Origin of the sequence: Mycobacterium florentinum (genome assembly GCF_010730355.1) — a bacterium.
Taxonomy (GTDB): Bacteria; Actinomycetota; Actinomycetes; order Mycobacteriales; family Mycobacteriaceae; genus Mycobacterium; species Mycobacterium florentinum.
The window spans coordinates 4,423,151-4,446,363 of sequence record NZ_AP022576.1; the positions used below are offsets into that span (position 1 = coordinate 4,423,151).

General features: G+C 66.8%; 23 protein-coding genes. 8 read left to right on the forward strand and 15 right to left on the reverse strand.

What is annotated here, in order from left to right:
• Positions 1 to 50: 50 nt before the first annotated feature.
• Positions 51 to 1,145 (forward strand): phosphoribosylformylglycinamidine cyclo-ligase, encoded by a 1,095-nt coding sequence (gene purM, locus G6N55_RS20995; protein WP_085223613.1) that lies wholly within the window; start codon positions 51 to 53, stop codon positions 1,143 to 1,145.
• Positions 1,146 to 1,208: 63 nt separating this feature from the next.
• Here the strand turns inward: purM and G6N55_RS21000 are convergent, their stop codons facing one another.
• Together G6N55_RS21000 and ygfZ are read right to left on the reverse strand one after the other, a co-directional pair.
• Positions 1,209 to 1,388, reverse strand: a complete 180-nt coding sequence (locus tag G6N55_RS21000; RefSeq protein WP_085223615.1) for a DUF3073 domain-containing protein — start codon at positions 1,386 to 1,388, stop codon at positions 1,209 to 1,211.
• 146 nt (positions 1,389 to 1,534) lie between these two features.
• Entirely contained in the window at positions 1,535 to 2,629 is a 1,095-nt protein-coding gene (gene ygfZ, locus G6N55_RS21005) for a CAF17-like 4Fe-4S cluster assembly/insertion protein YgfZ (protein ID WP_085223617.1), read from the reverse strand.
• 138 nt (positions 2,630 to 2,767) lie between these two features.
• Here ygfZ and G6N55_RS21010 point away from each other — a divergent pair, with 138 nt between their 5' ends.
• Entirely contained in the window at positions 2,768 to 3,640 is an 873-nt protein-coding gene (locus G6N55_RS21010; protein WP_139826949.1) for an aminodeoxychorismate lyase, read from the forward strand.
• A 243-nt stretch (positions 3,641 to 3,883) separates the two neighbouring features.
• Here the strand turns inward: G6N55_RS21010 and G6N55_RS21015 are convergent, their stop codons facing one another.
• From G6N55_RS21015 to lmeA, 9 genes are all read right to left on the reverse strand, one after another.
• The gene (locus tag G6N55_RS21015) at positions 3,884 to 5,392 is read right to left on the reverse strand and encodes a sensor domain-containing protein (protein ID WP_085223621.1); all 1,509 of its coding nucleotides are present in this window, start codon (positions 5,390 to 5,392) and stop codon (positions 3,884 to 3,886) included.
• 151 nt (positions 5,393 to 5,543) lie between these two features.
• A complete protein-coding gene (locus tag G6N55_RS21020) occupies positions 5,544 to 7,889 on the reverse strand; it encodes a RyR domain-containing protein (protein WP_232078810.1) in 2,346 nt (781 codons plus the stop codon).
• 153 nt (positions 7,890 to 8,042) lie between these two features.
• Positions 8,043 to 8,708: a nitrobindin family protein gene (locus G6N55_RS21025; RefSeq protein WP_085223625.1), complete on the reverse strand. Its 666-nt coding sequence runs from the start codon at positions 8,706 to 8,708 to the stop codon at positions 8,043 to 8,045.
• Positions 8,709 to 8,871: 163 nt separating this feature from the next.
• On the reverse strand, positions 8,872 to 9,174 hold the full coding sequence (locus tag G6N55_RS21030; protein ID WP_036471607.1) for a DUF1416 domain-containing protein: 303 nt from the start codon (positions 9,172 to 9,174) through the stop codon (positions 8,872 to 8,874).
• 1 nt (position 9,175) lies between these two features.
• Positions 9,176 to 10,009 carry a sulfurtransferase gene (locus G6N55_RS21035; protein WP_085223627.1) on the reverse strand — a complete coding sequence of 278 codons (834 nt, stop codon included), beginning with the start codon at positions 10,007 to 10,009 and terminating at the stop codon, positions 9,176 to 9,178.
• A 38-nt stretch (positions 10,010 to 10,047) separates the two neighbouring features.
• Positions 10,048 to 10,518, reverse strand: coding sequence for a DUF4395 domain-containing protein (locus tag G6N55_RS21040; protein ID WP_085223629.1), 471 nt, complete (start codon positions 10,516 to 10,518; stop codon positions 10,048 to 10,050).
• Between the two features lie 93 nt (positions 10,519 to 10,611).
• Positions 10,612 to 10,731, reverse strand: coding sequence for an Ms5788A family Cys-rich leader peptide (locus G6N55_RS30380; protein ID WP_370494849.1), 120 nt, complete (start codon positions 10,729 to 10,731; stop codon positions 10,612 to 10,614).
• A 5-nt stretch (positions 10,732 to 10,736) separates the two neighbouring features.
• On the reverse strand, positions 10,737 to 11,159 hold the full coding sequence (locus tag G6N55_RS21045) for a thioredoxin family protein (protein WP_085223631.1): 423 nt from the start codon (positions 11,157 to 11,159) through the stop codon (positions 10,737 to 10,739).
• Positions 11,156 to 11,968, reverse strand: a complete 813-nt coding sequence (lmeA, locus tag G6N55_RS21050; RefSeq protein ID WP_085223633.1) for a mannan chain length control protein LmeA — start codon at positions 11,966 to 11,968, stop codon at positions 11,156 to 11,158. The genes G6N55_RS21045 and lmeA overlap by 4 nt, the downstream gene beginning before the upstream one ends.
• A gap of 187 nt (positions 11,969 to 12,155) precedes the next feature.
• Between lmeA and G6N55_RS21055 the strand changes: the two genes are divergently transcribed.
• From G6N55_RS21055 to pstB, 6 genes are all read left to right on the forward strand, one after another.
• Positions 12,156 to 12,926, forward strand: a complete 771-nt coding sequence (locus tag G6N55_RS21055; protein ID WP_139826936.1) for a winged helix-turn-helix transcriptional regulator — start codon at positions 12,156 to 12,158, stop codon at positions 12,924 to 12,926.
• Positions 12,923 to 13,870, forward strand: a complete 948-nt coding sequence (gene mshD / locus G6N55_RS21060) for a mycothiol synthase (protein ID WP_085223635.1) — start codon at positions 12,923 to 12,925, stop codon at positions 13,868 to 13,870. Before G6N55_RS21055 ends, mshD begins: the two co-directional genes overlap by 4 nt.
• Positions 13,871 to 14,011: 141 nt before the next feature.
• Positions 14,012 to 15,136, forward strand: a complete 1,125-nt coding sequence (pstS, locus tag G6N55_RS21065) for a phosphate ABC transporter substrate-binding protein PstS (RefSeq protein WP_372517592.1) — start codon at positions 14,012 to 14,014, stop codon at positions 15,134 to 15,136.
• Between the two features lie 48 nt (positions 15,137 to 15,184).
• Positions 15,185 to 16,210: a phosphate ABC transporter permease subunit PstC gene (gene pstC, locus G6N55_RS21070; RefSeq protein ID WP_085223637.1), complete on the forward strand. Its 1,026-nt coding sequence runs from the start codon at positions 15,185 to 15,187 to the stop codon at positions 16,208 to 16,210.
• A complete protein-coding gene (gene pstA / locus G6N55_RS21075; RefSeq protein WP_085223639.1) occupies positions 16,207 to 17,121 on the forward strand; it encodes a phosphate ABC transporter permease PstA in 915 nt (304 codons plus the stop codon). Before pstC ends, pstA begins: the two co-directional genes overlap by 4 nt.
• Before the next feature lie 13 nt (positions 17,122 to 17,134).
• Positions 17,135 to 17,911 (forward strand): phosphate ABC transporter ATP-binding protein PstB, encoded by a 777-nt coding sequence (gene pstB / locus G6N55_RS21080; RefSeq protein WP_085223641.1) that lies wholly within the window; start codon positions 17,135 to 17,137, stop codon positions 17,909 to 17,911.
• A gap of 5 nt (positions 17,912 to 17,916) precedes the next feature.
• On the opposite strand, the gene phoU is transcribed toward pstB, so the two are convergent.
• The 4 genes from phoU to G6N55_RS21100 form a co-directional block, all read right to left on the reverse strand.
• On the reverse strand, positions 17,917 to 18,585 hold the full coding sequence (gene phoU / locus G6N55_RS21085; RefSeq protein WP_085223643.1) for a phosphate signaling complex protein PhoU: 669 nt from the start codon (positions 18,583 to 18,585) through the stop codon (positions 17,917 to 17,919).
• A 57-nt stretch (positions 18,586 to 18,642) separates the two neighbouring features.
• A complete protein-coding gene (locus G6N55_RS21090; RefSeq protein WP_085223645.1) occupies positions 18,643 to 20,790 on the reverse strand; it encodes an LCP family protein in 2,148 nt (715 codons plus the stop codon).
• A 225-nt stretch (positions 20,791 to 21,015) separates the two neighbouring features.
• Positions 21,016 to 22,149, reverse strand: a complete 1,134-nt coding sequence (dusB, locus tag G6N55_RS21095) for a tRNA dihydrouridine synthase DusB (protein WP_085223647.1) — start codon at positions 22,147 to 22,149, stop codon at positions 21,016 to 21,018.
• Positions 22,150 to 22,156: 7 nt separating this feature from the next.
• Positions 22,157 to 23,179, reverse strand: coding sequence for an acyl-ACP desaturase (locus tag G6N55_RS21100; protein WP_085223649.1), 1,023 nt, complete (start codon positions 23,177 to 23,179; stop codon positions 22,157 to 22,159).
• Positions 23,180 to 23,213: the final 34 nt, after the last annotated feature.

The following is a 23,213-nucleotide window of genomic DNA, read 5'->3' on the forward strand; positions in this document are numbered from 1 at the left end:
CAAAGACGTTTGATTCCGGCGAGAAGCGCCTACCGGTAGCCTTTATCGCGATGACGGATCCCGCAAAAAGCCCCGGCGAAGAACCGGGCAGCCAGGGCATTACTTACGCGTCGGCCGGGGTGGATATTGAAGCCGGTGACCGCGCGGTCGATCTGTTCAAGCCGCTGGCGGCAAAAGCCACCAGACCCGAGGTGCTCGGCGGGCTGGGCGGATTCGCCGGCTTGTTCGCGCTGCGTGGCGACTACCGCGAGCCGGTGCTGGCGGCCTCCAGCGACGGCGTCGGCACCAAGCTGGCGGTAGCGCAGGCGATGGACAAGCACGACACCGTCGGCCTCGACCTGGTGGCGATGGTGGTCGACGACCTCGTCGTGTGCGGCGCCGAACCACTGTTCCTGCAGGACTACATCGCCGTCGGCCGCACCGTGCCCGAACGGGTGGCAGCGATCGTCGGCGGCATCGCCGAGGGATGCATGCGGGCCGGTTGTGCGCTGTTGGGCGGCGAGACGGCCGAGCACCCCGGTTTGATGGAACCGGACCACTACGACATCTCCGCGACGGGGATCGGCGTGGTCGAGGCCGACGACATCCTGGGGCCCGACCGGGTCAAACCCGGCGACGTCATCATCGCCATGGGGTCCTCGGGCCTGCATTCCAACGGATACTCACTGGCACGCAGCGTTCTGCTCGAGATCGACCGGATGGACCTGGCCGGCTACGTGGAGGAATTCGGCCGCACGCTGGGCGAAGAGTTGCTGGAGCCCACCCGGATCTACGCCAAGGACTGCCTGGCGCTGGCCGCCGAAACCCATGTCCGCACGTTCTGCCACGTCACCGGTGGTGGACTGGCGGGCAACCTGCAGCGCGTCATCCCGCACGGGTTGACCGCCGAGGTCGACCGGGGCACCTGGACGCCCGCGCCGGTGTTCGCGATGATCGCCCAGCGCGGCCGGGTCAGCCGCGGGGAGATGGAGAAGACCTTCAATATGGGCGTCGGCATGATCGCCGTCGTCGCACCCGAAGACACCGACCGTGCCCTGGCGATTTTGACCGCACGCCATCTGGACTGCTGGGTGTTGGGGACGATCTGCAAGGGCGGCAAAGACGGCCCGCGCGCCAAACTGGTGGGGCAGCACCCGAGGTTTTAAGGGCCTGCGCCTAACTGGGACCAACACTGTGCCGATGCACGCGGCATCGGCACGGAGCAAGTTCTAGCGACGCCAGTCGTCTTCGCGATCCCAAGATTCGTCGGCGCCATCCAGCTCGCCGGATGGGTCCGACTCGGACCCCGCCAGCTCGCGCTGAAGCCGATCGAAGTCGGTCTGCGGGGAGCTGTATTTAAGTTCTCGAGCAACCTTGGTCTGCTTTGCCTTAGCCCGGCCGCGGCCCATGGGGGAACCCCCTCGCGCAATAACGGAGCGGCCTAACAAGTAGGCGGCTCCGATCTCTGGTGTCGTTATTGTCCTGCCGACAGCTTACCGTGCCTCGCGGATGAGCGTCGGTGCCCCCTGCTCGCCGTGTTGGACTTCACCGGACATTATCTCGCACCGCCTCGCAACCGCTCTACGGCCAGCCGTCCTGCGCCGATCTGCTCGCTGGGCGGCAGCGAATCGGCGTCGATGACGGCCGCGACCGAGGCCTCCGGGCCGGTCGTGAGTTCGGTGTCGGCGGGCAGCCCACGCTTGAGCAGGGCGAGCGCGATCGGCCCCAGATCCACGTGGTCGACGACCGTGCCCAGCCGTCCCAGCGCACGCCCGCCCGCGAGCACCGCATCGCCGGTCGACGGCCGGTCCACCGAGCCGTCGAGGTGCAACAGCACCAGCATCCGCGGCGGTTTGCCCAGGTTATGGACCCGGGCGACGGTTTCTTGCCCGCGGTAGCAGCCCTTGTCCAGGTGGACGGCCCCGGTGCCGGGACCGCCGATCCAGCGCACCTCATGCGGAATCGTGCGTTCGTCGGTGTCGACGCCGAGGCGCGGGCGCACCGCCGCGACCCGGTGGGCCTCGTAGGCCCACACCCCGGCCGGTCGCACGCCGGCCTGCGCGAAGCGGCCTTGCCACTCGGCCGAATCGGCGCGCGGCACCAGCAGGTCGAGCTCGATCTGGCCGGCGGAGGCGGCGGGCATCCGCCGCACGAAGCCGCCTCCGGCTAGTGGAATTGCGACCAGCTCGTCGGGCAGGGCGTCGAGGCCAAGCACGTCGAGAACCGCCCGGTCGGCCAGCCGGGGGCCGATCAGCGACAACACCGCCAGGTCGGCGGCCGCCGGCGTGACGTCCGACCAGAACACCATCTTCGTCAGGTAGCCCAGCAACGGCTCGCCGCGCCAGGGTTCGGTGTCGAGGTAGGTGACGCTGCCGAGTTCGGTCTGCAGCCAGTGGTCCTCGACCCGGCCCTGTCCGTCCAGGCTGAGATTCTGGGTGCTGGCCCCGTCGGGAAGCTCGCTGACGTGCTGGGTCGAGATGTTGTGCAGCCAGCTCTGCCGGTCCGCGCCGGTCAGCGTCAGAACCGCGCGGTGCGAGCGGTCCACCAGCACCGCGTCGGTCTCGGCCGCGCGCTGCTCGCCGAGCGGATCGCCGAAGTGCCAGACCGCGCCGGCGTCGGGTCCGGAATCGGGTGCGGGGACTGCAGTCATGTGCGCCGCTCCTCCTCATCGTTTCGCCCTGCATCGTCGACGGCGCGGGTCACACGTCAACTCTACGGACCGGCGTCCGCCCGGCTGCGCTTGTCGCCGCGGCGGCTAGGCTCTGTCGGCATGGCAGCCCAGACGGGTGTGATCGTCACCCTCGACGGCGAAATACATCCGCCCGGCACCCCGCTCCTGCACGCCGACGACCTCGCGGCCGTCCGCGGTGACGGTGCCTTCGAGACCCTGCTGGTCCGCGACGGCGGGGCCTGTCTGGTCGGGCCCCATTTGCAGCGCCTGACCCAGTCGGCCAAATTCCTGGATCTGCCCGAGCCGGACCTGCCGAATTGGCGGCGCGCGATCGACATCGCCACCCGGGAGTGGGTGGCCGGCTCGTCGGGCGAGGGCGCGTTGCGGTTGATCTACAGCCGGGGTCGCGAGAGCGGTTCGGAGCCCACCGCGTACGTGATGGTCACCGCCGTCCCGGAACGGGTGGAGGTCGTTCGCCGCAATGGGGTAGCGGCGATCACGCTGGACCGGGGACTACCCGCGATCGGTGCCGGCGAGATGCCGTGGTTGTTGGCCGGCGCGAAAACCCTGTCGTACGCGGTGAATATGGCCGCGTTGCGGCACGCCTCCCGACACGGGGCCGGCGACGTGATTTTCGTCAGCTCGGACGGCTACATCCTGGAAGGGCCGCGTTCGACGGTCGTGATCGTCACGGATTCCCATGCGGGCCCGGACAGTAACCTCTGCCTGCTGACGCCGCCGCCCTGGTATCCGATCTTGCGCGGCACCACGCAGCAGGCGCTGTTCGAGGTGGCGCGCAGCAAGGGCTACGACTGCGATTATCGCGCGCTGCGTATCGCGGATTTGCATGCCGCCCAAGGGATCTGGCTGGTATCCAGCATGACCCTGGCCGCGCGCGTGCATACCCTGGATGGTCGTTCGTTGGGTCGCTCACCGATGACCGAGGACTTCGCCCAACTGGTAGACGCGGCGATCGTCAGCGATCGCTGAGCGCTGAATTGTGTTGTCGGCTCGCGCAGCGGCGGGTACGGTCGGCCGTACACAGGAAGGGAGGTGGTCCGCGAAATTGATAGCTTCATGGACATGTGAGGTGGCTACGCGCTAGCTGCATTGGCTTCCGAAGAGCTAGCGATCTACGCGCGCTGGCGAATTCCCCGTAGCCACCCGGCCCCCGAGCTTCCCGGTCTGTCCAACCAGGAACACGGCTCGGGGGCCGTTCCATGTCTTGGGCTGCTATTGATTGGATTTCGCGGCGATCTGCTCGGCGATCTTGCCCGCCTGGCCGGGTGCGGCATTCGGGCCGCACACCGTCACGTCGATGACCCTGGCGCCGTCGGCGTGCAGCACGTGGTGGCAGATTTTGCCGTTGTCTCCCCGGGTGCGCTGCTGGGCGATCTTCGGGACGGTGCCGGTCACGTCCGCGAAGGCCCAGTCAAAGCTGTTGCCGTTGAGCGTCTCGGTCACCGTCTTACCGGCACACGACTTCCACTTGTCCGCGGACTCCTGAACGAAAGCGCTGGCCTTGTCGGGCGACGAGAATTCCGCGACCGTCTCGATGATCCGGTTCGGCGGGTCCTGCCCGGCGGTGTGCACGATGAGTCCGCCCACCGCACCGACGCCGGCGCCCTCATACGCCGCCGCCACGGCGGGTTCGTAGGTTCCCGCGCACGCCGGGTCGGTCAGGGTCCACTTGGGGTTTCGCAGCTGGCTGATCTTTTCGCCGGCCACCACGGTCGGGTCACCCACGATGGCGCCGACTTCGGGTGCACCGACCAAATAGGATTCCAGCTTGCTCGCGTTCGCCGACGGACCCGAATTCGGCGCCGTCGGAGCCGAATTCGAGTTCGACGCCCGGGGAGCCGGCTTGGTCTTGCCGCTCTGCGTGGTCATCACCACCACGATCGCGATCGCGGCGATGACCGCGACTGCGGCACCGCCGATGATGAGCAGCCGCTTGTTCGATCCGCCGGTTGTCGTACCGCCGCTCGCCGCGGCCGGGGCGGTGGCCGCGGTCGCGGCGCTCGCTGCCGGCGCGGGGGCCGACGCGGCGGCCGGGGCCTTCGCGGCGCCGCCCGGCGAACCGTCCTTGGCCTCGATTTCGGCCAGCACATTGTCGATTTCGCTGCGGGTGCGGTATGTGACGTCGTGCCGCAGGCGCAACATGCGCAGCAGTTGCGCGATGTCGCCGCGGGCGCTGGGGTCATCGCCGTCCTCGTCGAGCCCGGACCGCAGCTCGACCAACAGCTGGAGCTGCTGCTGCGGGCTGAGCTCCTTTTCGGCCATCTGGTTGCCCAGCCGGGTGATGTATCCGAACGGCACCGGAGGCTCTTCGGGCAGCGGGTCGGGCAACGGCACGGGCTTGCTGCGCAGCGCGTGCACGGCGGTGACCAACTGGATGCCGGCATCGACCGTCGGCTCCCGGTAGTCGATGATCTGCAATGCGGCAAGGGGATTCACGCGCATGCTGTCGACTTCACCGATGCGCACGGGCAGGATCGGGCGGCCCAGGGCCTGGGCGTAGCGCAGCTCGGCCTGACTCGGCTTGGATTGCAGCCAGTTGCTGGACAGCGCGACGATGAACACCTCGCAGTCGCGGATCTGCTCGAGAATTTTGGCCCACCACGAGTCGCCGCCGCCGAGCTCCTGGTCGAACCACACCTGGTTCTGACCGCGCCGCAGCGCGGTGGTCAGCGCGTCGACCGTCGACCGATCTTGGCTCGAGTAGCTGATGAACAAAGCCATCGCAGTCTCCTAGGGTGAAGCGAAGCGAACGAACTGGGGCGAACGCCTGCCTGCGCGACCCATACGCACATGCGCCGATACCGTATCAGTGTTGGGCCGCTTCAGGATGCGCAAATTTTGCGCGTATTTCCGCGTCGACAATGCCGACCGGTTACCCGTGTCCGCCGTCCTGGGCATGGGCCTCTTCGGGCGGCCGGTATTCGACGTAGCGGCGCGCGAACTCGTCGCCGGGAACCGGCCACTGCTCACCGCCGGATCCCCGCACCACCCAGTCGCCCTCGGCGGCGTTCGTCGGCCCCTCCAGGGTATTGATGGTCTCGCCCGGATAGGCCGGGCGAGCTTGTACCCGCCCCTTGCGTTGCCAGCGCCCATCGCCCGCGGGCTCGTAGGTGTCCCGGAAGATGTCGTCGCGCACCGACCAGACCTTTCCGTCCTCGGAGATCGCCCAGTCGCCGGCATCGGCGCGCATCGTGTGTCCCGAGTCCGACACCCATGTCCATGGCGTGCTGCGTTGTTCGGCGGTCACCGTCCCCACCCGGGTGAAGGACTGCCACAGCGGACGCGACCGGAAGCCCAGCTGGCGCAGGCTCCACAGCGTGCCCGCCAGACTGCGCACCGCCGCGTTGAGCAGATCCGGGTCGCTTTCGACCACCGACCAGTCGACGAGCTTGTTGTGGATCTTGCGCGAGTCGTCGCGCACAGAGCCGTATTTCCAGCCGTTGCGCCGGTAGTAGCGGCACCAGTCCTCGTGCTCTGCCTGGGCCATCTGCAGCGCGGAGTCGTGGTCGAAGCCCATCAGCGCAAGCTGTTCCAGCGGCGCCAACTCTCCCATCTCGCTGCCCGACAGCTGCTGTGGCGGGCTGCCCCAGGTGTTCCAGGTGTGGCCCGCGATCTGCTCGACCATCCACAACGCGTTGCGGACCTGGCGCCGGTTGGAGCCCCGGTAGAACTCGTCGAGCTCGGTCCACGGCACCGATGCGGGCCCCCGCGTCCAAGTTGGGTCGATCGTGGCGACGTAGCGCTCGTGGATCAGCCGCGCCGCGCGCTCCCACGCGTCCTGAACCTGACCCTCCTGGGTGTCGAGCACCAGCGAGTAGGACTGCAGTCGGCCGACGACCTGGATGGAGTCGTCGGTGAGGCTGGTGTTGAGGTCCGAGGCGTAGATCGGCATGTCGGGGAAGCGGGCGGCCAGCCTCGCCGCCGTTGTTCCGGCATGTGCATCGACGAAGATGACCGCGGCGGTGGCGGGGTCGACGTCGCCGATCAGCTTCAGCATGGTCGGTATCGTCGGGGCCTCGGCGACCGCGTCGATCGTCGGCCCCTCGGAGGCGAATCCGGCTTGCTGACGGTGGAACTCGTGGTCGCGCAAGTACTCCTCGGCGTCTCGTTCGACCAGGGTCAGCGCGGGCAGCTCGACCGCGCCGGGCGGAGTGTAGAAGTCGCGTTCCAGCGCGCGTTGGGTCAGGTCCGCACACAGTGCCAGCGTCAATTGTGAAGTGCCACAGACGAACACATGTTTGGTCCGCCCGGTCGCCATGATGCTGTTGAGCAGCCGGCCCGCGGTCACCTCGTATTTGCCGACTACGTCGGCCGCCCATCGGGTGTCGGATCCGCCGAACTGCTGGGCGCGCCACGCCTGGGCCAGCCAGGGATCGTCCATCCGCACGATGAGCGGTAGCCGCCGTTTGTGCGCGATTTCGGCGAGCCGGCGACTGATCAGGTCCAGCCACATCAGGTTGAGCGCCGGGTCGGGTGCCATCAGGTAGAGCCGAGAAAGGCGGCGCCACAGCCGAAGTGACACCCAGGTCGATGGGGTGTTGAAGTCCACCAGCACCACCCGGGCGCCCTGCCGGCGGGCCCGCTGCACGCGATCGTCGCTGGCGCCGGTGAGGACGACCAGGGTGCTGCGCCGGTCCAAGGTGCGCGACACGGCGCTCAGCATCGACTGGGTGTCGCCGTCGATACCGACGACGGCCGTGACGGATTCGGCCCAGTTGGCCCGCATCCGGTCCACCTGGGACCGGAAGACCCCGACCACGGCACCGCCCAATCCGGTGAAGATCGCCGACAGCGCGGCGATCCGGGCCAGTTCCAGGCCCACCGGTGTCGGGTTCGGGCAGGTCTTTCCGCCGACGGAGAAGTCGCCGGTGCCGCCCTTGACCAGGCTGGCCGTCGCCATCAGAGGAGTGAAGAACGCCGGATGGTTGGCGTCGTGACATCCCCAATAGGAGGTCAGCCCGAGAATCGCCGTCATCGGGACCAGGGCTGCGATCAGGGTGAACGAAATACCCACCACCCGGTGGCTGCTGCCCGAGCGGAAGTTCAGCACGGACGCCCAGATGAGCACGGAGACAACGACCAACAGCGTCGGCATCGATCCCGGCCGGCCGAACCAACTCAGCCAGGGTGGGTACGAGTCGTCGATGGAGGGACGCAGATCCAGCACGGCCAGGTAGCCGATCAACAGCACACCGACCGCGGTTACGGCCCAACGCAATATGGGCGAGGGTGTCCTCGGGGGACGCATCCGCCGATCTCCCTTCGCGCGGCGGCACGGACGTCGAACAGTACACGCAAAAGATCGGCCGAAGGCAATGGTTTGGTGCGAGCGCCCAAACACCTACGCGGGCAACAGCACCGGTCAGTACCGCTAGCCGACGAATCGTGACAGCCGCGCCGACAGGTGCGGGACCAGTCCGCCGTCGGCGTCCACCCGCTCCTCGACGTAGGCGAGATCGCCGCCCTCGACGATGCCGTAGAGGCGCTTGGCACCGCCCACCAGAACGCCCGACCGGCTACGCGCCAGGGCATCGGTCACCAGCTCCCACGACGACTGGTTGCGCGGGCGCCCGTAGAAGAGTTCGACGTAGCCGGACGAGTGCGCGAGCAACAGCTCAATGGCCTGGGATTCGCTCGGGTCGTCGGGATCGAGGACAAAACGCCAGAAGCCGGTCTCGCGCAGCCCGGGCTCCTGGTAGTTGCCGTCGGTGTCGAGCCGCCAGGATCTGGCTTCCCAGTTCAGATAATCGCCGCCGTCGTGGGAGACGACGATCTGCTGGCCGAATCGGTAGTCGCCGTCGGGCCCGCGACCCTCGCCCTCGCCGCGCCACACGCCGACCAGCGGCAGCAAGGCCAGCAGCGCGTCGTTGAGGTTGGCGCCTTCGCGCAGGTTCGCGGTGTCGGCCGGGACCGGCAGGTCGTCGAAGGCGGGGATGTTGCGGGCCGCGGTCACCTTGGCGCGCTCGGCGGCGGCAGCAACTGCGCGGTCGCCAGAAGCCGCAGAGCCGGCCGGCCCCTCAGGTTCCTCGTAAGTCACGACTCGTCGGTGATGAGCCGGTAGAGGGTGTACAACGCAAACCAGGAAATGACCACGACTGCCGCGACCAGCATGATCTCGAAGAAGAGCACCACGCTAGCGAGTCTATTCGTCTCGCGCCGTCAACCGCGCCTCCGGGGGATCCCGGCCACGGCATCAGCGGTCAGGCGATCTTGACGTCCACTTCGTGGATACCGGCGCCCGACGGCGCGACGACGGCGTCACCGTTGCCGGCCTTGGACAGGGCACGCAGCGTCCACGCGCCCGGTGCAGCGAAGAACCGGAAGTCACCGGTGGCCGACGCGACGACCTCCGCCGTGAACTCGTCGGACGAGTCCAGCAAGCGGACGAACGCGCCACCGACGGCCTGGCCGTCGCGGTCCACGACGCGGCCGGTGATCACGGTTTCCTTCTCCAGGTCGACGCTGGCCGGCAACGTCTGTCCTTGCCTAGGTGCAGAGCACATATCAGCTTCCCAACTCGATCGGGGCGCCCACCAGGGAGCCGTATTCCGTCCAACTGCCGTCGTAGTTCTTGACGTTCTTGTGCCCGAGTAATTCCTGCAGAACGAACCAGGTGTGCGACGAACGCTCCCCGATTCGGCAGTACGCAATCGTTTCCTTCGTGCCGTCCAGACCGGCGTCGGCGTACAGCTTGGCCAACTCCTCGTCCGACTTGAAGGTGCCGTCCTCATTTGCGGTCCGGCTCCAGGGCACGTTGATCGCTCCCGGAATGTGTCCGGGTCGCTGGCTCTGCTCCTGCGGCAGGTGCGCAGGCGCCAGGATCTTGCCGGAGAACTCGTCGGGGGAGCGCACGTCGACGAGGTTCTTGACGTTGATGGCCGCGATCACCTCGTCCCGGAACGCCCGGATCGTGTTGTCCGGTGGCGCCGCGGTGTACGAGGTGGCCGGCCTGCTGACGGTGTCGGCGGTCAGCGGGCGCCCGTCGAGCTCCCACTTCTTGCGGCCGCCGTCGAGCAGCTTGACGTTGTCGTGGCCGTAGAGCTTGAAGTACCAGTAGGCGTAGGCGGCGAACCAGTTGTTGTTGCCGCCGTAGAGGATCACGGTGTCGTCGTTGGAGATGCCGCGGTCGGACAGCAGTTTGGAGAACTGCTGGGCGTCGACGAAATCGCGCTTGACCTGGTCCTGCAGGTCGGTGCGCCAGTCGAGCCTGACCGCGCCGGCGATGTGGCCTCCGTCGTACGCACTGGTGTCCTCGTCGACCTCGACGAACACGACGTTCGCGGTGTCGAGATTTTTTTCAGCCCACTCGGCGGAGACCAGGACGTCGGAGCGTGCCATGGTTGGGGATCCTTTCGATTACTTGCGATGAACTGCGGTTACGCCGGACCGGCGGTCGGTCGTAAGCGAACCACGAGCGGATAAAGCTGGCAGCCTAGGCAGATGCCGAAGGCCGCATTCAGGAACGCCGCCACCAGAGCGAACGCCGTCGCGACGACGCCCACCAGGGGCGCGCCGACGGCGAATCCGGCAGTACCGACGATCGCGAAGATCAGCCCGACCAGTTGGGCGAATTTCAGGGAAGCCACCGGCTCGCGCTCTTTGACCGGGCCCAGCCGGGGGGCCACCAGGGTGGCGAACAGCCGGCCGTAGGGGTGCCGGCGCGGGCCGCCGAGAGCACCGATCGCGAAAACCACGGCCTGCAGCCCCAGGATGATCGCGGCCGCCAGTGGGCTCGGCGCCGAGACGATCAGCGTCGCGACCAGCACCGCAGTGGTGACCCACGCGGCGAACCGGGGTCCACGAACGTCGACACGGTCCAGCTGGGCGGTGGGATTACTGCTTGACACGAAGGACTCCTAATTGCCTGTTGCACGGAAAAGTGGAGACATGCCACGGTGGGTTCCGGGCTGTCCGAGTGCTGCGCGGGCGGGCGCGGCTACTCAGCAGCTACAGCAACAGCGACAACAACAACCCGCGATGCGGCACAGATCGACTGCGCGACGCCTGGTGAGCATGGGCTCCATGCGGGATGACACGTCGGTCAGCTTACCCAATGACATCGCGATCAAGCCAACAGCGGTTCGAGCGCGGAGCGCAGATCGGCGGCCTTGGGGACGCCCGATGCCCGGTAACGCTGGCGTCCGTCGACGTCGAAAATCAAGGTCGTCGGCAACGACAGCACCGAAAAGCGGCGTGCGGCTGCGGGGTTGGCGTCGATGTCGACCTCAACATGTGCCACATCGCCCATGTTGTCGCACACCTGATCGACGACCCGGCGCACCCGATCGCAGGGTCCGCACCACGGTGCGCTGAAATGCACCACGGTCGGCCCGGTGCTGGACAGACCCAGGTCCGCGGTGTCGGCGCCGGCGCCTTGGGCGGGCTCGGAGTCAACTTGTTTGATGCTTCCGGAGCGCCGGGTCATCAACCAGCCGACGACTGCCGCCAGCGCTAAAGCCGCAACGATCGCGACGACCACGGTTGTCATAGTTGGTTAAACCCTTCGAGGGTCACGGTTACTCCCGTGGTGATGCCTTCGATGATCACGTCCGAGCCGCGTGCCCCCACGGTGCGCGGCGCCACGCCGAACGGAAGCCGCTGATTGGGCATTCTGGCCGTGAAGACGCGCAGCACGGCGTCGCGCTTGTCGTCCGGAACCGTTTGGTTGGCGGTGTCGGGTCCGGTGAGGACGCCGGTCGGGGTGAACACGAGTGTCGCCGGGTCATCGGGCGCAATCGAAAGATCCACCGAGACGCTCACCCGGTGGTCGAAGTTGGCCGATTTCGGGGTGCCGCTGAACACCAGCCCGCGGTTCCCGGAGATGCCCGATTCGGTGGTGCCCCCGGTGGCGTCGTTGGTCTCGGCGGGTGGCGCCTCCACCATCAGGTCGTCCATGCCGAGGTATCGGCCCAAGTGCGTCGAGTCGAGGATGATGCGGCTCTCCAGCTTGCCCACCGGCAGCTTCGCATCGGGTCTGATCAGCCACGACGCGTAGGTCAGGTCGATCGAGTGCATGGTGGCTTCGAGGGTGGCCTTGCCCGTCGGTGCGTGATCGATGCCGTTTGCCTTGATTTCCAGCTCGTTGTAATGGCGGCGCAGTGCCTCCGGGACAAAGGGAAAGGCCAGGATGGCCACGAACGGATCCGACCCCAGATTTGCCGCCTGGCGCACGCTGCGGGAGAGGTGGTATTCGGCGTAGATGCTGGCCCCGTAGTCCACACCGACGGCGCCGACGGCGATCACCGCCACGGCCGACACCGTGGCGATCACACTGATCAGCACCCTGCGCATCCGCATATTGTGGCGCAGTTCGGCGTGGCGCGCGGCAGGGGATTCGGGTCCGGATAACCTCGTGGCGGGGCTCACAGTAGCTACCAAGGACACGCACAAAGGCCAGGTAGCACGTTATCGTTAGGTGGCCTGGCCACTAACGCGACGTGGCTTTGTGAATTTGGGAGATGCCTTTCCCACGAGCTGAAGGGGCTTGTTGGAGCTACTACTACTCACCTCTGAGCTGCACCCGGACCCGGTCCTGCCGTCGCTGTCGTTGCTTCCCCACACCGTGCGGACAGCGCCGCCCGAGCCCTCCTCACTCCTGGAGGCGGGGACCGCGGACGCGGTGCTGGTTGACGCGCGCACCGATCTGTCGGCCGCGCGCGGGCTTTGCCGTCTGTTGAGCACCGCGGGCCGGTCGGTCCCGGTGGTGGCGGTCGTCGCCGAGGGTGGACTGGTAGCGGTCAGCGCTGACTGGGGGCTGGACGAGATCCTGCTGCCCGGCACCGGGCCCGCGGAGGTCGACGCGCGGATTCGGCTGGTGGTGGGCCGCCGCGGTGGGCTGGCCGACCAGGAAAGCGCGGGCAAGGTCAGCCTCGGCGAGCTGGTGATCGACGAAGGCACCTACACCGCGCGGCTGCGCGGCCGCCCGCTCGATTTGACCTACAAAGAGTTCGAGCTGCTGAAGTACCTGGCTCAACATGCGGGCCGGGTGTTCACCCGCGCCCAGCTGCTGCACGAAGTGTGGGGATACGACTTCTTCGGTGGCACCCGGACCGTCGATGTGCACGTGCGCCGGTTGCGGGCCAAACTCGGTCCCGAGTACGAGGCGCTGATCGGCACGGTCCGCAACGTGGGCTACAAGGCCGTTCGCCCGGCGCGCGGCCGCGCACCGATCCCGCAGCCCGACGACGCCGAAAGCGACGAGACCGACTCCGAGAGTCTGCAAGACCCGCTAGCCGACCCGCTCCGCAGTCAGTGACATGGTCGGACCGGGGGCCTGACTGGCGCTCCGCGCTGACCGCCGAAGAGCAGCAAGGTGTGCGTGAATTGGTCGCGGCGGCAACAGAATTCGATGAGGTAGCACCCGTCGGCGAGCAGGTTCTTCGGGAACTCGGGCACGACCGCACGGATCACCTGCTGGTCACCACCGGCACGGACAACACGATCGACGGCTACCTCAATCTCACCGCGCCCCGCGACGGCGGCGACGGGATGGCCGAACTCGTGGTCCATCCGCGGGCCCGCCGGCGTGGAATCGGCACGGCGATGGCACGCGCGGCGATCGTCAAAACCGCTGGAAACAACCGCTTTTGGGCGCACGGAACGCTGGAGTCGGCCGCCGCGACGGCGTCCACGCTGGGCCTGGTCGCGGTGCGCGAGCTCGTCCAGATGCGACTCGTACTCCACCAGACCCCCGACCCGGTTGCCCCGACTCAGGGTGTGCGGGTCCGCACCTACGCGGGCACCGACGACGACGCCGAGCTGCTGCGGGTCAACAACGCCGCCTTCGCCGCACACCCCGAACAGGGTGGCTGGACCGCGGCCGACCTGGCCGAGCGGCGCAGCGAGCCGTGGTTTGACCCGGCGGGTTTGTTCTTGGCGTTCGGCGATACCGAAAGTGACTCGGCCCGGCTGCTGGGCTTCCACTGGACCAAGGTGCACCTCGATCAACCGCGCCTGGGCGAGGTGTACGTCCTCGGCGTCGACCCGTTGGCGCAGGGCCGCGGGCTGGGGCAGATGTTGACGGCCGTCGGCATCGAGTCGCTGGCTCGACGCCTCCAGCAGCCCGAAGATCCGGGTGACGTCACCGTGTTGCTCTACGTCGAATCGGACAATGTCGCCGCGGTCCGGACCTATCAGCGCCAGGGCTTCACCACCTACAGCATCGACACCGCGTACGCGCCGGCACCAACGGCCGGTTGAGGAGAAAGCGCAGGCAGAAGCGGCGTGCCAGCTGACAATTCACCGCACGTTCACCACTTAGGCACTCTTGTGAACGGGGCGTCAGCGCATAGTTTCGAGCGGCGGCCGCATGCGTCGAAACTGCGTCAGAAAGCGAGATCGGTGAGGTTCGACAACGTGGGCAAGTCGCTGGCGGCGGCGGTGTTCGCGATCACGATGACCGGTGCGGGACTGACGGCCTGCGGCAGCGATGACAACCACCACGGCCCGGCCTCGGGAGCGTCGTCGGGACCCGCCGGGACGCCGGCCTGTGGCGGGAAAAACGAACTGACGGCGGAAGGGTCGACCGCCCAACAGAATGCGATGGCGGTGTTGGGCCACGTCTGGGGTCAGTACTGCCCGCGCAAGTCGGTGTCGTACAGCCCGACGGGGTCGGGAGCGGGCCGCGAGCAATTCATCGCCGGCCATGTCGACTTCGCCGGGTCGGACTCGCCGCTGATCGCCGACCAGATCCTGCCGGCCACCAAGCGCTGCAACGGGAACTCCGCCTGGGACTTGCCATTGGTGTTCGGCCCGGTGGCCCTCGTCTTCAACCTGCCCGAGATCAAGACATTGACGCTCAACAGCGATGCGCTGGCGCGGATTCTGACCGGACGGATCGCGGTCTGGAACGACCCGATCCTGACGGCGCTGAATCCCGGCATCGCGATGCCCGACACCAGGATCACGCCGATTTACCGGGTGGACTCGTCGGGTACCACCGACAGCGTGCAGAAGTTTCTGACGGCATCCGCGCCGGAGAGCTGGTCCAAGGGAGTCGGCACCGAATTTCAGGGCGGCGTCGGCGAGGGAGCGACGAAATCGTCCGGTGTCATCCAGGCGGTGCGGGCCACCCACGGCGGCATCGGCTATGTCGAAAAGGGCTTCGCCGACCAGGCGGGCCTTCCTTACGCACAACTCGCCACGGCCAGCGGCGTGGTCGCGCTGACCACCGAGACGGCCAGCAACGCCATCAATACGGCAACCTTCTTGTCGAGCGGCAACGACCTGGTACTGAACCTGAATCCGATGTACGGCGCCCAGCAGGCGGGTGCCTATCCGTTGGTGCTGGCCACCTACGAGATCGTCTGCTCGAAGGGCTACGATACGGAGACCGCGAGGGCGATCAAGTCCTTCCTGACCGTGGCGGCGGAGACCGGTCAGGCCAACCTTTCATCGGCCGGCTACATCCCGTTGACCGATAAGGTCAAGGAACGACTGGTCACCGCGATCAATGCGATGCAGTAGCCCTCGGGTCCAAGGAGCGACACCAAAACCGGCAGTGACGGATTCACAATGACTACGCCAGATCCAGCCCAGGCGGGTTCGGGTGCGGTCGCGTCCTTTCCGGAGGCGCCAGTCGTACCCATCCGCCCATGGAAGGACGTCCAATCCCGCTTCGGCGACCGGATCTTTCGCAAGTTCGCGGAGGCTTCGGCGGTCCTGATCGCCGTCGTTGTGACGGCGATCGGCGGGTTCCTACTGGTGCGCGCGATACCGGCGTTCAAGCGCAACCAAGAGGACTTCTTCACCTACCGCGGCAACTGGATCACCACCAACACCTCGGCGATGCACTTCGGCATCCTCGATCTGCTACAGGTGACGGTGTTCATCTCGGTGTTCGCGCTGATCCTGGCCATGCCGGTCGCACTGGGTGTCGCCATCTTCCTCACCCAGTACGCACCGCGGCGGCTTGCCGGGCCGCTGGCCTACATGGTTGATCTGCTGGCTGCGGTGCCCTCGATCATCTACGGCGTGTGGGGTCTTTATGTGCTGGCTCCGCAACTGAGCCCGGTCGCGGCCTGGCTGAATAAATCGCTGGGCTGGTGCTTCCTGTTCGCCGATGGCACCGCGTCGGCGTCCGGCGGCGGCACCATCTTCACCGGCGGGATCGTGCTGGCGGTGATGATCCTGCCGCTGATCACCGCGGTCACCCGCGAGGTGTTCGTGCAGACGCCGCACGAGCAGATTGAGGCCGCGTTGGCGCTCGGTGCCACCCGCTGGGAGGTGGTCGCGACGACGGTGTTGCCGTTCGGGAGGTCCGGGTACATCAGCGGCGCGATGCTGGGTCTTGGTCGCGCCCTGGGGGAGACGGTCGCGCTGCTGATCATCCTGCGCGGCACGCAAAAGGCGTTCGGCTGGTCGCTATTCGATGGTGGTTCGACCTTTGCAACCAAGATCGCCGCCACGGCATGGGAATTCAATGACCGGTACAAGGCCGGCGCCTATATCGCAGCGGGACTGGTGCTTTTCGTGCTGACCTTTGTGATCGATGCCGTGGCGCGTGGCGCCCTTGCCGGGACCAGGAAGCGGGGCCGATGACCTCGATCTTCGACCGGCCCCTCAAGGCGCGCACGCTATCCCGACTCAGTCGGCGCCGCCGTGCCTCGAACATCGTTGCGACGGTGTTGGTTTCGCTGTCGATGCTGATTGCGCTGGCGCCGCTGCTGTGGGTGCTGTGCGCGGTGATCGTCAAGGGCTTCAAGGCGGTCGCGTCCGCGTCGTGGTGGACACATTCGCAAGCGGGTACCACGCCGTTTCTGGCCGGGGGTGGCGCCTATCACGCGATCGTCGGCACCCTGCTACAGGGATTGGTGTCCGCCGCGATTTCGGTCCCGATCGGTGTGATGCTCGCCATCTATTTGGTCGAGTACGGGGGTGGGACCAGACTCGGCAGGCTCGCGACATTCATGGTCGACATCCTGTCCGGTGTGCCATCAATTATTGCCGCATTGTTCATCTACGCGTCGTGTGTGGCCACGCTCGGCCTTGGCCGTTCGGGGTTCGCGGTGTCGTTGTCGCTGGTCCTGTTGATGCTGCCGGTGATTGAGCGGTCGACGGAGGAGATGCTGCGGATCGTTCCGGTTGATCTCCGCGAGGCCAGCTATGCGTTGGGCGTGCAGAAGTGGAAAACCATTGTCAGGGTGGTGATTCCGACCGGATTGTCGGGCATCGTCACCGGTATCATGCTGGCGCTGGCCAGAGTGATGGGCGAAACGGCTCCGCTGCTGATCCTGGTCGGCTATTCGCAGGCGATGAACTTCGACATCTTCAAGGGGTTCATGGGGACGCTGCCTGGCATGATGTTCAACGAGACAGCGTCAGGCGCCGGCGTGAACCCTATTCCCACGGATCGACTCTGGGGAGCGGGGCTGACGCTGATCGTGATGATCGCCGTGATCAACGTCGGTGCAAGGGTGGTCTCGATGATGTTTGCGCCCAAGAAGTCCTAGGGAGGAGTGCTGGGTGGCAAAGCGTTTGGACTTGAAAGACGTCAACATCTACTACGGATCGTTTCAGGCGGTCACCGAGGTGACGCTGTCGATTCTGCCGCGCAGCGTGACGGCTTTCATCGGCGCGTCCGGCTGCGGCAAGACAACCGTGCTGCGGACCTTGAACCGGATGCACGAGGTCATCCCCGGTGCTCGCGTCGAGGGCACCGTGTTGCTCGACGACGAGAACATCTATGGCCCGGGTATCGACCCGGTGGGTGTTCGCCGGGCCATCGGCATGGTGTTCCAGCGGCCAAACCCGTTCCCCGCCATGTCTATTCGAGACAACGTGGTGGCGGGCCTGAAGCTGCAAGGGGTGCGTAATCGCAAGTTGCTGGACGAGATCGCCGAACACTCGCTGCGTGGCGCCAACCTGTGGGATGAGGTCAAGAACCGGCTGAACAGGCCCGGTGGAGGTCTATCCGGCGGACAGCAGCAGCGCTTGTGCATCGCCCGTGCGATCGCCGTGCAACCCGATGTGCTGCTGATGGACGAGCCGTGCTCCTCGCTGGACCCGATCTCGACGATGGCGATCGAGGAATTGATCAGCGAGTTGAAGCAGGACTACACGATCGTCATCGTCACGCACAACATGCAGCAGGCCGCGCGCGTCAGCGATCACACGGCGTTCTTCAACCTGGAAGCCGCGGGAAAGCCCGGCCGGCTCATCGAGATCGACGACACCGAAAAGATCTTCTCCAATCCCTCGCAGAAGGCCACCGAGGACTACATTTCCGGTCGCTTCGGCTAAGGCATTTACGGCGTCGTGGTCGCCGTCTCGTCCTCGGGCAACTTGCCGGTCGCCTGGAAGATGACGCGCCTGGCCACCTCGACCGCGTGGTCGGCGAAGCGTTCGTAGAAACGGCCCAGCAGCGTCACGTCGACGGCCGCCGCGACGCCGTGCTTCCACTCGCGGTCCATCAGCACCGAGAACAAGTGCCGGTGCAGGTCGTCCATCGCGTCGTCTTCTTCGCGGATCCGGGCGGCCTTGTCCGGGTCGCGGGACAGCACTACCTCTTGCGCGCTGTTACCCAATTCGACTGCGACTCTGCCCATTTCAGCGAAATAGCCGTTGACCTCTTCTGGCAGCGCGTGCTGCGGATGGCGGCGGCGGGCAATCTTGGCGACGTGCAGCGCCAGCGCGCCCATCCGGTCGATGTCGGCCACCATCTGGATGGCGCTCACGATGGACCGGAGGTCACCGGCCACCGGCGCCTGCAGCGCCAGTAGCACGAAGGCGCTCTCCTCGGCGCGAGCGCTCAGATCCGCGATCTCTTCGTGGCCAGAAATCACCTGTTCGGCGAGGACGAGGTCGGCCTGCAGGAGTGCCTGGGTTGCCTTCTCCATGGCTACCCCTGCCAACCCGCACATCTCGCCCAGGCGCTCGGACAAATCCGAGAGTTGCTCATGGTAGGCGGTCCGCATGTCGCCAAGCCTACTGACTCGGCGTCGGAATCGGCGATCTACTGAAGCGAAATACGGTTATTCACAGGTGGTATCGGCGGCGTTTGTCACCGTGAGGTCGTCCGGCAGTTTGGTGGGGGTACTGCCCGGGCTGCGGTCGATCTGGACGGACAGCGACGAGCCGCTGGGCGCCGGAGCGCCAACCGACTTGAAATCGGGGCCGAGCACCACCTGAACCACCTGCCCGTAGCCGGAGACCCGGGCGACCTTCGAATTGGCGAACGCCGACGCGACCGTCGCCGCCGCTTGCTCGTTGCCGGGAGAGAACAACACCGTCGTGGCGTTCACCGAACTCGGATAGTCGTCGGGTGACATGACGTTGAACCCGTTGTGCTTGAGCTGGCTGGTGGCGGTGGCGGCCAGCCCGCTCTGTGCCGTCGCATTGGAGACCCGCACGGTGACCTCGTCGGGCGAGGTCGTCGTCACCTGTTCGCGCCGTGCCTCGGGTGCGGCGCTCGGCGGTGGTGCTGGTTTCTTGGTGGTGGGTGCGGTCGTCGGCCCCGACGTCGGCGTGGTCCCCAGGTTCTGCGCGTTCTGGTCGTTTTCCTCGGGCAGCGGATCGTCGTTGATGATCGCGTTGAAGAGCGCCTTCATGTCGGCCGTCCGCGGCGGCTCGTCGCCGTTCTGGTCGGTGACACCGGTGGGCACCGTGACGAACGTGAAGTGCCCGGCGGCCATCTTCTGCAGCGACTGGCCCAGCTGAACAAGGTCTTTGGTCTGGACGTTGTCCACGCGGCTGTTGCTGATGAACATGTTGACGACGTTGTTGAGCTTGTTGAGGTCGGTCAGCGTGTCCTCGGAGATCAGCGAACGCAGCAGCGACGACAAGAACAATTGCTGGCGCTTGATGCGGCCGTAGTCGCCGTTGAACTCCGTCGTAACCTGGCGGGCCCGCACGTAGTTCAGCGCTGTTGGGCCATCGATGACCTGGCGGCCCGAATGCTCGAGGACGGTGCCGAGTTCGTAGTCGTGCAGCGGTGTCTTGCTGCACACCTCGACACCGCCGAGCGCCTCGACCATCTTGGCGAATCCGGCGAAGTCGACGGCGATGAACCGGTTGATGCTCAAACCGGACAGCTTCTGGATTTCCTTCACCAGACATTTCGGGCCGCCGAAGGCGAACGCCGAGTTCAGTTTGGTCTCGGTGTAGACCATCTTAGAACCCCACGTCTTGGTCTTCTCGTCGTAGAGGGGTCCGTACTTTCCGGTATCGGGGTTCCAGGCTTCGCATTGCATGGGCGTGATCGCCAGATCGCGCGGGAACGAGACCGCCACCACGCGTTTGCGGTTCGCCGGAATGTTGACCAGCATCACGGTGTCCGACCGGGCGCCGCCGGCGTCCTCGGTGTCGCCGGCGCCCATGTCGGCGTTCTCGCCGGAGCGCGAGTCCATGCCTACGATCAGGAAGTCTTCATCGCCGTACTGCGCGCTGGGGTCGACGATGTCGCCGGAGTCCGGGTCGAGCGCGTTGACGACGTTGAGCCGGTGGTTTTTCGACGCGCTCCACTGCCACGCGCCACCGGTCAGGACCAGCGTCACCCCGGCACACAGCGCGGCCATCGAACGAACGGCCAGCAGGATCGGCCTACGCCGGGACGTGCGTTTCGGCGGCGAGTCCGCGGATTTCGGCCGGCGGGTGCGCTTCGGCTTGACCGGGCGCGACTCGGTCGGTTGCTCGACCGTCAGCTCGAGCTCGGGCTCGTCGCCGTTCGGGTAGTTCGTGAGCCCGAGATCGGGGACCTCGGAGACCACGTCAAGCGAGTAGGCCGGGGTATCGATGACCTGGGTGTCCTGCAGGTCGGCGAACATCTCCGGATCGGGTTCGGAGGGCTCGTCGTCGAGGGCCGCGCGGCGGTGACGGGTGCCGGTGCTGCTGGCGCCGACTTTGGCGATCAGATCGGCGACGCTGAGCGCGCCGGAGGCGTGGCTCCCGGCCCGCTCCGTGCCGCGGGCCGGCCGCTCGACAGGTTCGACGGGCCCGGCCCAGGCATCCTCGGGTGTCGGGGCGGGAGGCTCAATCTGCCATCGGTGCACGCGGTCATCGCCGGGCGGTTCGGAGAATCGCTCCCACGGCGCGGCGCTGAGTGCGGCGGGCGAGGTCGTGGTGGCCGGATGGCGGTCGCGCTGGCCACGGCGAAGAGTGGCGTCTACCTCCCCGTCACCCATGTTCCATCCGCCTCCGAAGCTTCGATGCCGCCGTCAGTGATGTCCGTGCGCCACTTCAACGCAACGCCGCGCTAACCGCGCTGCCACTTCGCTACCCGGTTGGGTCGCGCCGTAATCCATAGCCCCTGTGCAGCGGGTTAAACCAGCCGCCACCCAAGCGCAATCCAGCAAGTTCCACATGGTACTGACTTATCGCCGCCGACGCGATTTCGAGCGGGGTTCGGCTCAGCCGCCGGAGTGCATTACGTCGGCTCCGGCCGGAACCGTGCAGTCATCGGGGTCGTTGAGCCAACCTTCGGGCAGACAGACCCGGGCCGGTGAACCCTGCCGGCCTCGCGGCCCGGTCGCCGCCTCCGGGAACTCGACGGTCCCGTCCAGCCGCTCCAGCAGGGCGTCGAGTTCGTCGAGCGTCTTGACCAGGGCCAGCTCGCGCCGCAAATCGGATCCGGCCGGGAAGCCGTGCAGATACCAGGCGACGTGTTTGCGGATGTCGCGCATGCCCTTGTCCTCGCCGAAATGCGCGGTGAGCAGCTCGCCGTGCCGGCGCACGATGTCGGTGACCTCGCCGAGCGTCGGCGGGGTAGGGGCGGGGCCGCCGGTGAACGCGGCCGACAGTTCGGCGAACAGCCAGGGCCGGCCCAGGCAGCCGCGGCCGATGACGACGCCGTCGCAGCCGGTGCTGGCCATCATGGTCAGCGCGTCGCTGGCGTCGTAGATGTCGCCGTTGCCGAGCACGGGGATCGTTTTCACGTGCTGCTTGAGCAGGGCGATCTGCTCCCAGTCGGCGGTGCCGGAGTAGCGCTGGGCGGCGGTGCGGGCGTGCAACGCGATCGCGGCCGCGCCTTCGGCTTCGGCGATGCGGCCGGCGTCCAGGTGCGTGTGGTGCTCGTCGTCGATGCCGATGCGGAATTTCACCGTCACCGGGATGTCGGTGCCTTCGGTCGCGCGCACCGCCGCGGCCACGATCTGGCCGAACAGCCTGCGCTTGAACGGCAGCGCCGCTCCACCGCCGCGCTTGGTGACCTTGGGCACCGGGCAGCCGAAGTTCATGTCGATGTGGTCGGCCAGGCCCTCGTCGGCGATCATCCTGGCCGCCGCGTAGGTGGTGGCCGGGTCGACGGTGTAGAGCTGCAGCGAGCGCGGCGATTCGTCCGGTGCGAACGTCGTCATGTGCATCGTGACCGGATGCCGCTCGACGAGGGCGCGCGCGGTCACCATCTCGCAGACGTAGAGCCCGCTGACCGTGCCGACCTTCGACCGCTCGAGTTCACGGCACAGCGTCCGGAACGCAACGTTGGTCACGCCCGCCATAGGGGCCAGCACCACCGGGCTGGCGAGCGTGATGGGGCCGATGCGCAAGGCCGGGCTACCGGCGGCTCATCACGAGCTTGCCCGCGGTTTGGTGCAGCTCGTTCGCGGTGATCTTTTTGCCCGTACGCTCTTCTCGTTCGAGCTGGCGCCGCTTGGACACCTCGAACTTGTCGCAGGCCATCTCGAGTTCCTCGATCAGCAGCGCGAGGTCGTCGCGCAGCGCGGCGGCCTCGCCGGTGATGTCTTCACGTTCGAAGAAGCGCCACTTCTTCAGCACCGGCAAGACGACCTCGTCGAGGTGGATGCGCGGGTCGTAGACGCCACCGACGGCGATGTACACGGCCTTGCGGCGGAACTCGGGTACCTGGAAACCGGGCATCTGGAAGTTGCGCAGGATCTTGTGCAGCGACCTCGTCGCCTGGTTGGGCGCGATCTCGAACCCGGCCTCGCTGACGTCGCGGTAGAAGATCATGTGCAGGTTCTCGTCGGCCGAGATCTTGCCCAGCAGCTGGTCAGCGATCGCCTCGTTGCAGGCCCGACCGGTATTGCGGTGCGAAATCCGGGTGGCCAGCTCCTGGAACGTGACGTAGATGACCGAATCGAACAGGCTCTCGGCGAACAGGTCATCGCGAACCTGGTGGTTCTGGCCCGGGCTGAAGCCCCGGTTGACCACCTCGATGCGCAGCTTCTCCAGCTCGACCGGGTCGACCGCGCGGGTCACCACCAGGTAGTCGCGCAGCGCGATGCCGTGCCGGTTCTCTTCGGCGGTCCAGCGGTTGACCCACGTGCCCCAGGGGCCGTCCAGGCCGAAGTTCATCGCGATCTCGCGGTGGTAGGAGGGCAGATTGTCTTCCGTCATCAGGTTCTGCACCATCGCCACCTGCGCGAGGTCGGAGAGCTGGCTCTGCTCGGGGTGCCAGTCCTGCCCACCGAGCGCGTAGAAGTTCTTGCCGTCCGACCACGGGATGTAGTCGTGCGGGTTCCAAGGCTTGTGCATGCTCAGGTGCCGGTTGAGGTACTTCTCAACGACCGGCTCGAGTTCGTGCAGCAGCTGCAGCTGGGTCAGCTCGCCTGACATCGCACCCCCAGTTATCTGTGCCTAATGGTTGCAG

What these genes read in the sequence shown, in the direction of transcription:
- purM (WP_085223613.1), top strand. Translation starts at nt 51, where the DNA reads ATGACGGATCCCGCAAAAAGCCCCGGCGAAGAACCGGGCAGCCAGGGC.
- G6N55_RS21000 (WP_085223615.1), bottom strand. Translation starts at nt 1,388, where the DNA reads ATGGGCCGCGGCCGGGCTAAGGCAAAGCAGACCAAGGTTGCTCGAGAA.
- ygfZ (WP_085223617.1), bottom strand. Translation starts at nt 2,629, where the DNA reads ATGACTGCAGTCCCCGCACCCGATTCCGGACCCGACGCCGGCGCGGTC.
- G6N55_RS21015 (WP_085223621.1), bottom strand. Translation starts at nt 5,392, where the DNA reads ATGGCTTTGTTCATCAGCTACTCGAGCCAAGATCGGTCGACGGTCGAC.
- G6N55_RS21030 (WP_036471607.1), bottom strand. Translation starts at nt 9,174, where the DNA reads ATGTGCTCTGCACCTAGGCAAGGACAGACGTTGCCGGCCAGCGTCGAC.
- G6N55_RS21035 (WP_085223627.1), bottom strand. Translation starts at nt 10,009, where the DNA reads ATGGCACGCTCCGACGTCCTGGTCTCCGCCGAGTGGGCTGAAAAAAAT.
- G6N55_RS30380 (WP_370494849.1), bottom strand. Translation starts at nt 10,731, where the DNA reads ATGTCATTGGGTAAGCTGACCGACGTGTCATCCCGCATGGAGCCCATG.
- G6N55_RS21045 (WP_085223631.1), bottom strand. Translation starts at nt 11,159, where the DNA reads ATGACAACCGTGGTCGTCGCGATCGTTGCGGCTTTAGCGCTGGCGGCA.
- lmeA (WP_085223633.1), bottom strand. Translation starts at nt 11,968, where the DNA reads ATGCGGATGCGCAGGGTGCTGATCAGTGTGATCGCCACGGTGTCGGCC.
- pstC (WP_085223637.1), top strand. Translation starts at nt 15,185, where the DNA reads ATGACTACGCCAGATCCAGCCCAGGCGGGTTCGGGTGCGGTCGCGTCC.
- pstA (WP_085223639.1), top strand. Translation starts at nt 16,207, where the DNA reads ATGACCTCGATCTTCGACCGGCCCCTCAAGGCGCGCACGCTATCCCGA.
- phoU (WP_085223643.1), bottom strand. Translation starts at nt 18,585, where the DNA reads ATGCGGACCGCCTACCATGAGCAACTCTCGGATTTGTCCGAGCGCCTG.
- G6N55_RS21090 (WP_085223645.1), bottom strand. Translation starts at nt 20,790, where the DNA reads ATGGGTGACGGGGAGGTAGACGCCACTCTTCGCCGTGGCCAGCGCGAC.
- G6N55_RS21100 (WP_085223649.1), bottom strand. Translation starts at nt 23,179, where the DNA reads ATGTCAGGCGAGCTGACCCAGCTGCAGCTGCTGCACGAACTCGAGCCG.